Annotated in this window: 11 protein-coding genes and 1 other RNA gene; 9 read left to right on the forward strand and 3 right to left on the reverse strand. The window is 65.3% G+C overall.

Features of this window, described 5'->3' with window-relative positions; genetic code table 11:
* Nucleotides 1-17 precede the first annotated feature (17 nt).
* Nucleotides 18-731 (forward strand): alpha/beta hydrolase, encoded by a 714-nt coding sequence (locus tag Q0687_RS25375; RefSeq protein WP_298883031.1) that lies wholly within the window; start codon nucleotides 18-20, stop codon nucleotides 729-731.
* Between the two features lie 167 nt (nucleotides 732-898).
* Here the strand turns inward: Q0687_RS25375 and rnpB are convergent.
* Nucleotides 899-1,315, reverse strand: an RNA gene (gene rnpB / locus Q0687_RS25380) — RNase P RNA component class A.
* Between the two features lie 150 nt (nucleotides 1,316-1,465).
* On the opposite strand from rnpB, the gene Q0687_RS25385 reads away from it, so the two are divergent.
* Both Q0687_RS25385 and Q0687_RS25390 read left to right on the forward strand, forming a co-directional pair.
* The gene (locus Q0687_RS25385; RefSeq protein WP_298883032.1) at nucleotides 1,466-1,816 is read left to right on the forward strand and encodes a YciI family protein; all 351 of its coding nucleotides are present in this window, start codon (nucleotides 1,466-1,468) and stop codon (nucleotides 1,814-1,816) included.
* Nucleotides 1,816-3,048, forward strand: a complete 1,233-nt coding sequence (locus Q0687_RS25390) for a DUF6596 domain-containing protein (RefSeq protein ID WP_298883122.1) — start codon at nucleotides 1,816-1,818, stop codon at nucleotides 3,046-3,048. The genes Q0687_RS25385 and Q0687_RS25390 overlap by 1 nt, the downstream gene beginning before the upstream one ends.
* On the opposite strand, the gene Q0687_RS25395 is transcribed toward Q0687_RS25390, so the two are convergent.
* Both Q0687_RS25395 and Q0687_RS25400 read right to left on the reverse strand, forming a co-directional pair.
* Nucleotides 3,045-4,067, reverse strand: a complete 1,023-nt coding sequence (locus tag Q0687_RS25395; protein WP_298883034.1) for a D-cysteine desulfhydrase family protein — start codon at nucleotides 4,065-4,067, stop codon at nucleotides 3,045-3,047. The two genes, Q0687_RS25390 and Q0687_RS25395, sit on opposite strands and share 4 nt — an antisense overlap.
* 104 nt (nucleotides 4,068-4,171) lie before the next feature.
* On the reverse strand, nucleotides 4,172-4,957 hold the full coding sequence (locus Q0687_RS25400) for an N-acetylmuramoyl-L-alanine amidase (RefSeq protein ID WP_298883037.1): 786 nt from the start codon (nucleotides 4,955-4,957) through the stop codon (nucleotides 4,172-4,174).
* A 518-nt stretch (nucleotides 4,958-5,475) separates the two neighbouring features.
* Between Q0687_RS25400 and rsmH the strand changes: the two genes are divergently transcribed.
* From rsmH to mraY, 6 genes are all read left to right on the forward strand, one after another.
* A complete protein-coding gene (gene rsmH, locus Q0687_RS25405) occupies nucleotides 5,476-6,465 on the forward strand; it encodes a 16S rRNA (cytosine(1402)-N(4))-methyltransferase RsmH (protein WP_298883039.1) in 990 nt (329 codons plus the stop codon).
* A gap of 3 nt (nucleotides 6,466-6,468) precedes the next feature.
* Nucleotides 6,469-6,861, forward strand: coding sequence for a hypothetical protein (locus Q0687_RS25410; RefSeq protein ID WP_298883041.1), 393 nt, complete (start codon nucleotides 6,469-6,471; stop codon nucleotides 6,859-6,861).
* Nucleotides 6,858-8,633, forward strand: a complete 1,776-nt coding sequence (locus Q0687_RS25415; RefSeq protein ID WP_298883043.1) for a penicillin-binding protein 2 — start codon at nucleotides 6,858-6,860, stop codon at nucleotides 8,631-8,633. The genes Q0687_RS25410 and Q0687_RS25415 overlap by 4 nt, the downstream gene beginning before the upstream one ends.
* Nucleotides 8,634-8,715: 82 nt before the next feature.
* The gene (locus Q0687_RS25420) at nucleotides 8,716-10,188 is read left to right on the forward strand and encodes a UDP-N-acetylmuramoyl-L-alanyl-D-glutamate--2,6-diaminopimelate ligase (RefSeq protein WP_298883046.1); all 1,473 of its coding nucleotides are present in this window, start codon (nucleotides 8,716-8,718) and stop codon (nucleotides 10,186-10,188) included.
* Nucleotides 10,185-11,564: a UDP-N-acetylmuramoyl-tripeptide--D-alanyl-D-alanine ligase gene (gene murF / locus Q0687_RS25425; RefSeq protein WP_298883049.1), complete on the forward strand. Its 1,380-nt coding sequence runs from the start codon at nucleotides 10,185-10,187 to the stop codon at nucleotides 11,562-11,564. The genes Q0687_RS25420 and murF overlap by 4 nt, the downstream gene beginning before the upstream one ends.
* A 160-nt stretch (nucleotides 11,565-11,724) precedes the next feature.
* On the forward strand, nucleotides 11,725-12,828 hold the full coding sequence (gene mraY / locus Q0687_RS25430; protein ID WP_298883052.1) for a phospho-N-acetylmuramoyl-pentapeptide-transferase: 1,104 nt from the start codon (nucleotides 11,725-11,727) through the stop codon (nucleotides 12,826-12,828).
* Nucleotides 12,829-12,861: the final 33 nt, after the last annotated feature.

Raw genomic sequence — 12,861 nt, forward strand, 5'->3', positions numbered from 1 at the left:
GAACGATGGAAACGCCAATGGCCACACGCGCAAGAACCTTCCTGCTCTGTCATGGCGCGTGGTCCGGCGGATGGTCGTGGCGGAAGATGCATCCGCTGATGGCGCAGGCCGGCCACCGCCTGATCGCGCCGACCTACACCGGGCTCGGCGAGCGATCGCATCTCGCCAGTCCCGCGGTCGATCTCGACACGCATATCCAGGATATCCTGGGCGTCATCAAGTTCGAGGACCTCGACGACATCGTGCTGCTCGGCCACTCCTATGGCGGCATGGTCGCGTCAGGCGTTGCGGATCGCGCGCGCGAGCGCGTGACGCAACTGATCTATCTCGACGCCTTCGTGCCGCGTGACGGCCAGTCGCTGTTCGATCTCAACGAAGCCGGCCGCGAGCCGATGCGCAAGGCGGCTGCCGCCGCTGACGGCTACCGCATCCCGCCGAATCCGCCACCATCAGATACGCCGCAGGCCGATCTTGATTGGCTCAACGCGCGCCGCATCAACATGCCGGTCAAATGCTTCGAGACGAAGCTGAAGCTTCAGCAAGGCGAGCCGGCCATGCCGCGGAGCTACATCTATTGCGCCCGCATTCCGCCGGGCGATGTGTTCGGACAATTCGCAAGGCGCGCGAAGAGCGAGGATGGCTGGCGCTATTTCGAGCTCGACGCCAGCCACGCGCCGAACGTCACGGCGCCGGAGGCGTTGATGGGCGTGTTGAACGAGATCGTGGCCTAGCTCTCGTCGTCATTCCGGGGCGTGCGCAGCACGAACCCGGAATCCATTCATCCACCGCCTCTGCGGCCCGATGGATTCCGGGCTCTCGCTTCGCGAGCCCCGGAATGACGAGGGTGCCAAAAATTGGTGAGGGGTCCGATGCGTTGGCATCGAACCCCTCGTTGCAAGATATCAGCCGGCCTGTAAGCCGGGTTCTGTAGGGCACCGCCTGCTTGCGCAAGCGATACGTGACGGCCATTCCTCTGGGACCATGTTTGCACACGGCCTCGAGCAACCTACCCGGACGGCGGGCCTGACATCGCCCCGCGGCGTTATCGCTTTCGCGAACAGCCCGCTACGCCGTCCCTATTCGGTTTTGCTCCCGGTGGGGTTTACCATGCCGGTTCCGTTGCCGGACCCGCGGTGCGCTCTTACCGCACCTTTTCACCCTTACTTCCTCCGAGGAGGGAGCGGTTCGTTCTCTGTGGCACTTTCCCTGGGGTCGCCCCCGCCGGACGTTATCCGGCACCGTATGTCAAGGGAGCCCGGACTTTCCTCCCCGGCGGCCTTTCGGCGCCTGCCGGAGCGGCCGTCCGGCCGACTGACCGACAAGGCAATGGGCATTTGTGACGGTTTCGTCAAGCCAAGATCGTGGCGCACGGGGCGGCGGAAATAATTTATCCTGAAGATGTCGTTTGGCGCGGCCCCCGTTCGACTGGATGCCGGCAATCCAGCCGAACCACAGGAGTAAAGCGATGCAATATCTGCTGCTGATCTACCGCAACGAAAACTACATGACCGACATGACCGCTACCGACCGCCAGAAGCTGATGGGAGAATACGGTGCCTATACGCAGTCGATCATCCAGAGTGGTCATTTCAAGGCCGGCGACGGGCTGCAGCCGACCTCGACGGCGACCACGGTGCGCGTGCGCGACGGCAAGACCATGACCACCGATGGTCCCTTCGCGGAAACCCGCGAGCAGCTCGGCGGCTATTACCTGGTCGAAGCCAAGGACCTCGACGACGCCGTTGCGCTCGCCGCGCGCATTCCCGAGGCGAAGCGAGGCTCGATCGAGGTCCGGCCGGTCATGATCTACAATTGATCGCGCCTGCCGACATCGACAAGATCTTCCGCGACGAGGCGGGGCGGGCGCTGGCCACCCTGATCCGCCTCGTCGGTGATTTCGATTTGGCCGAGGACGCGCTGCAGGACGCGTTCGCGGTCGCGCTGGAATGCTGGTCGGCGGGCGAGGTCCCTGACAATGCCCGCGCGTGGCTCGTCAATGTCGGTCGCAACAAGGCGATCGATCGTATCAGGCGCCAAGCCGCCTTTCGCGGCAAGCAGCAGGCGCTCCTGCATGAGCTCGAGCTCAACGCCAATACGCCGGACGAGCCGCCCGCGATGCTCGACGACGACATGCTGCGGCTGATCTTCACCTGCTGCCATCCGGCGTTCGCGGCCGAGGTCCAGGTCGCGCTGACGCTGCGCACCGTCTGCGGCCTCTCCGCCGCGCAGGTCGCGCGCGCCTTCCTCGTCGGCGAGGATGCGATGGCGCAACGTCTCGTCCGCGCCAAGCAGAAGATCAGGCTCGCCGGCATTCCCTACGAGGTGCCGGAGCGCGACGCGCTGGCGCCCCGGCTCGACGGCGTGCTCGCCGTGATCTATCTCGTCTACACCGAAGGCTATGTCGCAACCTCGGGCGCGGATTTGATGCGGCCCGATCTCGCGACTGAGGCGATCAGGCTCGCGCGCTTGCTCGACCGCCTGGTGCCGGATCGCGCCGCGATCAAGGGCCTGCTGGCCTTGATGCTGTTGCACGATGCGCGCCGTGCTGGCCGGGAGACCGCGGCCGGAGACATCGTCCTGCTGGAAGAGCAGGATCGCTCGCTGTGGGATCGCGCGCAGATCGAGGAAGGCTTGCGGCTCGTCGACGATGCGCTGCGCGTGCCGGGCCGGCCGCAACCCTATGCGGTGCAGGCCGCGGTCGCCGCGCTGCACGCCCGCGCGCCGAGCTTCGAGGAGACCGACTGGCCGCAGATCGCCGGGCTCTATGAAGTGTTGATGCGCATCAGCCCGTCACCGGTGATCGAGCTCAACCACGCCGCCGCTGTGTCGATGGTCGACGGCCCGGCCCGCGCGCTCGATCTCGTCGACGCGATCACCGCGCGCGGCGGCCTCGACGGCTATGAGCTGCTGCCCGCAGTGCGCGCGGATCTGCTGCGCCGGCTCAAGCGGAAGCAGGAAGCGCGAGAAGCCTATGCTGCGGCGACGGCGGCGACACAGCTCGAGCCGTTGCGACGGCTCTATGCGCGGCGGGTGAGGGAGATGGACTAGATGCCGAGCGCGCTCTGGTAGGCGAAGAGGGCGGGTGCGCCGCCGGTGTGCAGGAAGATGACGTCCTCGTCCTTGCGCCAGCGCCCCTGGCGGATCATCGCGATCAGGCCGGCGAGCCCCTTGCCCGAATAGACGGGGTCGAGCACGAGCGCCTCGGTTTGTCCCGCCAGCCGGATCGCTTCGATCGTGGCCTCATGTGGCACCCCATAAGCCGGTCCGGCATGCCCGGCGACCACTTCGACCGTGGACTCATCGAAATCTGCTTGAAGCAGGTCCGCCGCTTGCCGTGCAAGGGCGACCACATCTGAGCGCACCCGCGCGGGCTCGGCATCAATGTCGATTCCGACGATTCTTGTACCCGGCATCGCCACGGCCGCGCCAACCACCAGACCGGCCTGCGTGCCCGCGCTGCCGGTGCAATGGACGATCGCGGCCGGCCTGAAGCCCGAATGCGCCGCCTGCTGCTCGATTTCAGAGATCGTGGTCGCGTAGGCGACCGCACCGAGCGCATTCGAGACGCCGTAAGGCACGAAATAGGGCTTGCGTCCCTTCGCCTTGAGATCGTCGACCAGCGTGCGGATGGCCGCATTGCGGTCGCCGGTCCAGGGCACGTCATGCAGATGCGCGCCGAACAGGCGATTGAGGAAGGCGTTGCCCGAGGTCTCGTATTCCGGCGTCGGAGGGGCAAGCCGCCCGTGATAGACGGCGAGATGACAGGCAAGCCCGAGCTTTGCGGCGGCCGCCGCGACCTGCCGCTGGCTGTTCGATTGCACGACGCCGCCCGAGACGATCGTGTCGGCGCCTTTTGAGACGGCATCGTGCAGGACGTAGTCGAGCTTGCGCAGCTTGTTGCCGCCGAATCCGAGCCCGGTCGCGTCGTCGCGCTTGACCCATAGCCGAGGCCCGCCGAGGTGAGCCGTCAGCCGCTTCATCGGCTCGAGGGGCGTGGGGAGATCCGCGAGGCCGAGGCGCGGAAAGGCTGCTAATCGCTCAATCAGTGGCTTGCGATCGATCTGCATCGTATGTCCTGCACGCGTCCGATGGCGGGACAATAGTCCGGCGCAGGCAGGTGCGGCGACGATGGTGTGATCACATTCGAGCGAACGATGTCGCGAGCGACGTGTTATTTCGAGGCGACCGTCGTCATTCCATCCGTCGGTAGGCTCGCCAGCAGCGCCTGCAAGGTCGACAGCGTCGAGTGATCGGCAACGCCGTCGAGGCGCGCGGGGCGGAAGTGGCGCTGGAAGGCGGTGACGACTTCCATGGTTGATGCATCGTACTTGCCATTCAGCGGCACGCCATAACCATAGCGTGCGAGCGCCTGCTGCAGGCTCAGCACCTCGTCGCTGATGGTGCCGAGCATCAGGGTTTCGCCGCGCACGATTGGTGCCGGCGTCACCCAGTGGCCGACGCCGGAATTGGCAAGGGAATGCCAGGGAAATTTTTCGCCGGGATCCTTCTTGCGTGCGGGCGCGACGTCGGAATGGCCGAGCACCCGTTGCGGCGCCACCTTGCGGCGGAGCATGATGCCGCGGCACAGCGCGATGACGGCGGCGATCTGGCGCAGCGGGTATTCCGGATAACCCCAATCGTGGCCGCGATTGATGATTTCGATTCCGATCGAGCAGGAGTTGATGTCGTCCTCGCCGGCCCAGGACGAGACGCCGGCGTGCCAGGCGCGGCGCGATTCAGGCACGCATTGCACGATGCGGCCGTCCTCCAGCACGACATAATGGGCCGACACTTCGGTGCCGGCCGTGCATAGCCGCGCCAGCGCGCCCTCGACGTCGGGCATGCCGGTGTAGTGCAGCAGGATCATGTCCACCTGCCGTCCCCTGTTGCGCTCGCCGTGATTGGGCGAGGGGATGATGTCGGAGACGATCGAGGAATCCGGCTCGAACGTCCGCATGTTCGCCGCGGCCTTGGGAACCGGGAGAACGCGCTGACGCTTCGAATCAGGACCAGACGGTGTGGACGGACCGGACGACATAAACAGCTCAGAATCGGACGAAGAGTGGGCCAAGCCCTTCTCTTTACTATTTCTTTACTGTCCGCTCCGCGCAATCGCGCAGGTCAGTTAACGCGTGCATTTTGGGCCTGGTGTGTGGATGACGCATCACCACCCCAGCACCTTTTCGAGATGTAACGAGCCGATCAACGCTTTCTTAACGCTAAGGGCCGTTACTGAGAGGTGAAGAGCCGACCCGCGTCCGGAGGCGGCCAAATGCGCTTTTGGCTCGAAATCCCATGGCTGCCCGACACATTCCACTGGGAACACCGGGATTGACGCCTGGGACGACCGGGCGCGGCGCTGGACTGGGGCTTTGTCGTGGAACCGCCACGACGCGGAATTATTCGAGGCGTGATGGGCTGCTTCGCCCCCGACATGATCGACCTGTTGTCCTGCAGGCACGGCAGGCGCGACGCATGAGTGATGCGCCGCACATTCCCGTGCTCGGCCTCGAGGCGATCGCGCATCTCGCGCCGCGCGAGGGCGGCATCTATGTCGATGCCACCTTTGGGGCCGGCGGCTACAGCCGCGCCATCCTCGAGATATCAGGGACCCGGGTCATCGCGATCGATCGCGACCGCACGGCTATTGAAGGCGGCGCCGAGCTGGTCGCGCGCGCGTCGGGCCGGCTGACGCTGGTCGAAGACCGTTTCTCCAATCTCGCTGAAGTCTGCGCCGCGCAAGGCGTCGATACGGTCGACGGCGTCGTGATGGATGTCGGCGTGTCCTCGATGCAGCTCGATCAGGCCGGTCGCGGCTTCTCGTTCCGCCTCGATGGTCCGCTCGACATGCGGATGGGACAGACGGGGCCGACGGCCGCCGAAATCGTCGCGCGCGCCTCGGAGAGCGATCTCGCCGACATCATCTATCTCTTCGGCGAAGAACGGCATTCGCGCCGCATCGCCCGCGCCATCGTGGCCGATCGGCAGGAGACGCCGTTCACAACGACGCGCGCGCTGGCCGATCTCGTCGGCAGGGTGGTGCGCTCGAAGCCCGGCGACATTCACCCTGCGACGCGGACATTCCAGGCGCTGCGCATCTTCGTCAACGAGGAGCTCGAAGAGCTACAGACCGCGCTCGCCGCGGCCGAGCACGTGCTCAAGCCTGGCGGCCGCCTCGTCGTGGTCTCGTTCCATTCACTGGAAGATCGTATCGTCAAGAATTTCCTTGGTGATCGCGCCAAGACCGGCGGCGGCTCGCGGCATCTGCCTGAGGTGGCGCAGACAGCACCGAGCTTCCAACTCTTGACGCGACGGCCCGTGATCGCCGGTGAGGAAGAAGTTGCGCGCAATCCGCGGGCGCGTTCCGCAAAGCTGCGCGCCGCCGAACGCACGTCGGCGCCGGCGCATGCCGACGACGAGCCATCGTCCTGGCCAAAACTCTCCGACGTGATGAGGGGCGGCTAGCACATGCGCTTCATCCACCTTCTCGTCATCGGCGCGTTGATCTTCGCGGCGGCCTATGTCTACCGGATCAAGATGGACTCCACGGCGCGCACCGAGAAGGTGCTGCGGCTGCATGCGGAAATCCGCGAGCAGCGCGACGCGATCGCGCAGCTACGCTCCGAATGGGCCAAGCTCGACGCGCCCCAGCGCCTCCAAGGTCTCGCCGAGCGGCATCTGCCGCTCAAGCCCATCAATGGCACGCAGTATGATTCACTGAAGAACCTGCCCGATCGCCCGCCGCGGATGTTCCGGCCGGGCGAGCCTGATCCGATCGGGTCCATGATCAACACCATCGAAGCTGCGAGCGATCCTGATAGCGTGACGGGCTCGGTGGCTCAGCCTGAGGACAAGCAATGAGTGCTGTTCCGGCCAAACCGACAGAGCGCCCAAGTGAGCGTCCAAGTGAGAGTCCAAATGAGCCTTGGCGGCAGCGCCTGATCCGCAGCCTGCTCTACGGGCGCAATGTCGATCGCGCCGCCAAGGCGCGCGCGCGCGTGGGCCTGGCAATGCTTGCCTTTGCCGCGGTCTACACCCTGATCGGGGGCCGGCTCGTGATGTTCGCGATCGGCGCGGATGCCCACGGCGCGCGGCGCGCCGCTGCGCAGGAAGTGGTCGCGACCGCGCGGCCCGACATCGTCGACCGCAACGGCGAGATCCTCGCAACCGACGTCAAGGCCGCCAGCATGTTCGGCGAGCCGCGCCGCATCATCGACAAGGACGAGGCCATCGAGCTGTTGACAGCGACCGTGCCCGACCTCGACGAGGCCGAGGTGCGCGAGCGCCTGTCGTCGCGAAAAGGCTTCGTGTGGCTGAAGCGCGAGATCACGGCGAAGCAGCAGCTGGACATCCACAAGCTCGGCCTTCCCGGCATCGGCTTCCTGCGCGAGAACAAGCGCGTCTATCCGACCGGCAACGAGGTCGCCCACCTCATCGGTCTGGTCAATATCGACAACCAGGGCATCGCGGGCATGGAGAAGTGGCTCGACAATCAGGGCCTCGCCGATCTCCACCGCGCCGGTTTTGCCACCGACCGCCTGCAAAAGCCGATCGAGCTGTCGGTCGATCTGCGCGTCGAGCACGCCTTGCGCGACGAGCTGCTGAAGGCCAAGGAAAAGTTCCACACCAAGGCGGCCTCCGGTCTCGTCACCAATGTCAACACCGGCGAAATCATCGCCATGGTGTCGGTGCCGGATTTCGACCCGAACAATCCGAAGGAAGCCCACGATCCCGATCGCATCAATCGTCTGACCACGGGCGTGTACGAGATGGGCTCGACCTTCAAGGCCTTCACGCTCGCGATGGCGCTCGATACCGGCAAGTACGGCCTCGATTCGATGTGGGATGCGCGCGGGCCGCTGCACTACGGCAAGTTCGCGATCCACGACGACGAGCCGAAGGGGCGTTTCCTCTCCATGAAGGAAGTGTTCACCTTCTCCTCCAACGTCGGCGCGGCGCGCATCGCGCTGTCGCAGGGCGTGGAGGCGCACAAGGCCTTCCTGCGCAAGATGGGCCAGCTCGACCGGCTGCGGACCGAATTGCCGGAGAGCGCGATGCCGATCGTGCCGAAACGCTGGGGCGATCTGAACACCATCACCATCGCCTTCGGCCACGGCATGGCGGTGGCGCCGTTGCAGGCCGTGATGGGCGTCAGCGCGCTGGCCAATGGCGGTCTGTTGATTCCGCCGACCTTCCTCAAGCGCACCGAAGAAGAGGCGCGGGCCATCGCCAAGCGCGTGATCAAGCCCGAGACGTCGGACAAGATGCGGTTCCTGATGCGGCTGAATGCCGAGATCGGCACCGCCAAGAAGGCTAACGTTCCCGGTTATTACATCGGCGGCAAGACCGGCACTGCCGAAAAGGTCGTCAACGGCCGCTATGCCAAGAAGCGGGTGCTCACCGCCTTCACCGCGATCCTGCCGGCGGACAAGCCGAAGTACCAACTCCTGATCATGCTCGACGAGCCGCAGGCCTTGAAGGAAACCTACGGCTTCATCACCTCGGGCTGGAACGCCGTTCCGACCGCCGGCAACGTCATCACCCGCATCGGGCCGCTGCTCGGCATCGAGCCCCGCTACGACCTGCCGCCCGCGGACCGCCTTATTCTTGCAGCATCCAGGACAACCCAGTAATCAATTGGGTAGGCCGTAGCCGCTGCTGAGTCGGGGATTTTCCCTCAGGATTCGGCTTTTCCGGCGCGGCAACTGGAAGACCATGAAGCTGCGTGACCTCTTAGGCCAGGATGTCTTGGGCAATGATGCTGCAACCGAGCCCAGTGTTGCGGCGCTCGAGGTATCAGGCATCGCGCTCGACAGCCGCGTGGTCAAGCCGGGCGATCTCTTCTTTGCACTCGCGGGCAGCAAGACCGACGGCGCGCGCTTCATCGATGCGGCCATTGCGGCCGGCGCGATGGCCGTGGTCGGGGATCACGCGCCCGACGGCTGCAAGGTGCCGTTCATCGCTGTTTCCAATCCGCGCCGTGCCCTGGCGCTGGCTGCGGCAAGATTCTTTCCAGCGCAGCCCGCGACGATCGCGGCGGTCACCGGCACCAGCGGCAAGACCTCGGTTGCCGCATTCACGCGCCAGATCTGGGAGCGGCTGGGGCATGCCTCGGCCAGCATCGGCACCATCGGCCTGGTCTCGCCGAAGCGCACCGTGTACGGTTCGCTGACGACGCCGGATCCGATCGCGCTGCACCGACAACTCGATGAGATCGCGCGCGAGGGCGTGACGCATCTCGCCTTCGAAGCGTCGTCACACGGCCTCGATCAATATCGCCTCGACGGCGTGCGCGTCGCCGCCGCTGGCTTCACCAATCTCACGCGCGACCACATGGATTACCATCCGACCGTCGCGCATTATCTTGCAGCCAAACTCAGGCTGTTCCGCGAGCTCGTTCCACCAGGTGGCGCCGCGGTGATCTCCGCCGATCACGATTGCTCGGCGGAGGTGCTCGATGCTGCGAAGGCACGTGGTCTGCGCGTGATGGCAGTGGGACGCAATGGCGACGGAGCAGGCGAGGGTATCCGGCTCGTCGATGCTGTGGTCGAAGGCTTTTCGCAAAAGCTTGAACTCGAACATCGCGGCAAGAATTATGCGGTCCGGCTCCCGCTGGTCGGCGAATTCCAGATCGAGAACGCGCTGGTGTCGGCCGGCCTTGCGATCGGCACCGGCAGCAATGCGGCCAACGTGTTCGCAAGCCTCGAACATCTCGAAGGCGCGAAAGGTCGCCTCGAGCGCGTCGGCGAACGCAACGGCGCACCCGTTTTCGTCGACTATGCGCACAAGCCCGACGCGCTGGCGAAGGCGTTGCAGGCGCTGCGGCCTTACGCCAAACGACGACTGATCGTCGTGTTCGGCGCCGGCGGCGATCGTGACGCCGGCAAGCGCCCGATCATGGGGCAGATTGCGGCGGCGCACGCCGACCGCGTCATCATCACTGACGACAATCCGCGCAGCGAGAAGCCGGAAGCCATCCGCGCCGCGATCCTCGCCACCGCCAAGGGCGCTCGCGAGATCGGCGACCGTGCCGCTGCGATCCGCGCCGCGATCGAGGAACTGGAAGATGGCGATGCGCTGCTCGTCGCCGGCAAGGGCCACGAGACCGGGCAGATCGTCGGCAGCGAAGTTTTGCCGTTCAGTGATCACGAGGCGGTTGCCGCCGCATTAGCAACGAGGGTCGCATGAGCGGGCCATTATGGACGGTTGCCGAAGTCGCACGCGCGCTGGGTGCGGCCGGATCGTATCCGGGCACGCCCATCGACTTCGTCACCCAGGACAGCCGCCTGGTGAGGCCTGGCAGCCTGTTCGTGGCGCTGTCAGGCACGCCGAGCGGCGGCTTCATCTCGGCCTTCGCCAGCACGCGCGATGGCTGGGAGTTCGCGGACAAGGCGGAAGCCTCAGGCGCGGTCGCGATGATCGTGCCGCACGAGATCGCGGGCATCAGTGTTCCGCAGATCGTCGTGAAGGACACGCTGATCGACGGCCTCTGGGGTCTCGCCCGCGCCGCCCGCTCGCGCTTCAAAGGCCCGGTGATCGGTCTCACCGGCAGCGCCGGCAAGACGAGCACGAAAGAGTTTCTGGCGGCCTATCCCAATGCCTATGCCAGCCCCTCGAGCTTCAACAATTTCTGGGGCGTACCGCTGACGCTGTGCAATGCCCGGCCTGACGCCAGCCTTTGGGTCGTCGAGATGGGCATGAACCAGCGAGGTGAGATCGCGCGGCTCAGCGAATTGACGCGGCCGACCGTCGCCCTGGTCGTCAACGTCCAGCCGGTGCATCTGGAGAAGCTCGGCTCGCTGGAGGCGATCAGGCGCGAAAAAGTGTCGATCGCGCTCGGCCTGCCCGAACACGGCGTGCTGGTGCTTCCCGCCGGGCTCAAGGCGTCGGAATGGAAGGGCAAGGTGGTGCGGTTCGGCGAGCATGCCGAGGTGCACGAGGTCAAGCACGCGCCGCATGGCGAGAGCTGGCAGGTCGTGGCCGCGATTGGCAAGAAGGAGATCGCCTTCAGCCTGACGCCGGGCGCGCCGCACCGCGTGCAGAATGCGCTGGCCGCGCTTGCTTCTGTCCACGCCGCTCATCTCGATGTCGCGACGCTCGCGATCAAGCTCGACCGCGTCGGTATCATGACCGGCCGCGGCGTCGAGCAGGCGGTCGGCGGCGTCACCGTGATCGACGACAGTTTTAACGGCAATCCCGCGAGCATTGCTGCTGCGCTGCAAAGTCTGCAGGCGCGCAACGTGACAGGCGGCCGCCGCATAGCGGTGCTTGGCGATATGCTCGAACTGGGAGATGACGCACCCAGCTATCACACAGGGCTTGCGAAGCATCTCGATGGCATCGACGGCATCTATTGCGTCGGGCCCCTGATGCGTCACCTCTTTGACACGCTTCCCGCCGGCAAGGGGCTCGGCTGGCACGATGATCCTGCCACACTGAAAGCCAGCGAGGTCGCCAGCCTGCTGAAGGCAGGCGATGTCGTGGTTGTCAAGGGCAGCAAGAAGATGTTCTGGGTCAACAAGTTTGTGCCGGGCCTAGTGGCCGCCTTGCAGGCAAAGGCGTAAACTGCTTGGAAGGCGCTGTTCCCGAATCCCACCCTTTGCGGCGCGCCGCCGTCCGGTTTCGTTGAGGTCGCCCGACCCCATGATGAAGACCAGAGAATGCGCGTGAGAGATTGAGGCCTGAGCGAAGGCCGCGCGCGAAAGGCGCCATAGGACCGACTGAATGTTTTACTGGCTGATCGACCTCTCCAACACTTTTCCGGGCTTCGGTGCAGTGCGCACCGTTCTGAATGTCTTCCGCTACATCACCTTCCGCACCGGCGGTGCCATCGTCACAGGCGCGCTGTTCGTGTTCCTGTTCGGACCCTGGATCATCGACCACCTACGCATCCGCCAGGGCAAGGGCCAGCCGATCCGGGCCGACGGTCCGCAATCGCATCTGGCCAAGAAGGGCACGCCCACCATGGGCGGGCTGATGATCCTGTCCGGCCTCACGGTCGGCACCGTGCTGTGGTGCAATCCGCTCAATCCCTATGTCTGGATCGTGCTTGCGGTGACACTCGGTTTCGGCTTCGTCGGCTTCTATGACGATTACCTCAAGGTGACCAAGCAGACCACGAGCGGGTTCGGCGGCAAGCTGCGCCTCTTGATCGAAGGGATCATCGCGCTGGTCGCCTGCTACGCGCTGGTGCGTCTGAACCGCGATCCCGCCTCGACCGCGCTGACGATCCCCTTCCTGAAGGACACGGTGCTGCATTTCGGCTGGTTCTTCGTCGTGTTCGGCGCCTTCGTCATCGTCGGCGCCGGCAATGCGGTGAACCTCACCGACGGTCTCGACGGCCTCGCCATCGTGCCCGTGATGATCGCGACCGCGAGCTTTGCGATGATCGCCTATCTCGCCGGCAATGCCGTGTTCGCCGACTATCTCCAGATCAAATATGTCGCCGGCACCGGCGAACTCGCCGTGCTCTGCGGCGCGCTGCTGGGCGCCGGCCTCGGCTTCCTCTGGTTCAACGCACCGCCGGCCTCGATCTTCATGGGCGACACCGGCTCGCTCGCGCTTGGCGGCATGCTGGGGTCGATCGCGGTCGCGGTGAAGCACGAGATCGTCCTTGCGGTGATCGGCGGCCTGTTCGTGCTGGAGGCGGTCTCGGTGATCGTGCAGGTGGTGTCGTTCAAGCTGACGGGAAAACGCATCTTCCGTATGGCGCCGATCCATCACCATTTCGAGCAGCTCGGCTGGACCGAGCCGCAGATCGTGATCCGCTTCTGGATCATCTCGGTGATGCTGGCGCTCGCCGGCCTCTCTACGCTGAAGCTGCGGTGATCATCGTGTTTGCCTCGAATCGTCATTCCGGAC

The organism is uncultured Bradyrhizobium sp. (assembly GCF_936928535.1).
Taxonomy (GTDB): Bacteria; Pseudomonadota; Alphaproteobacteria; order Rhizobiales; family Xanthobacteraceae; genus Bradyrhizobium.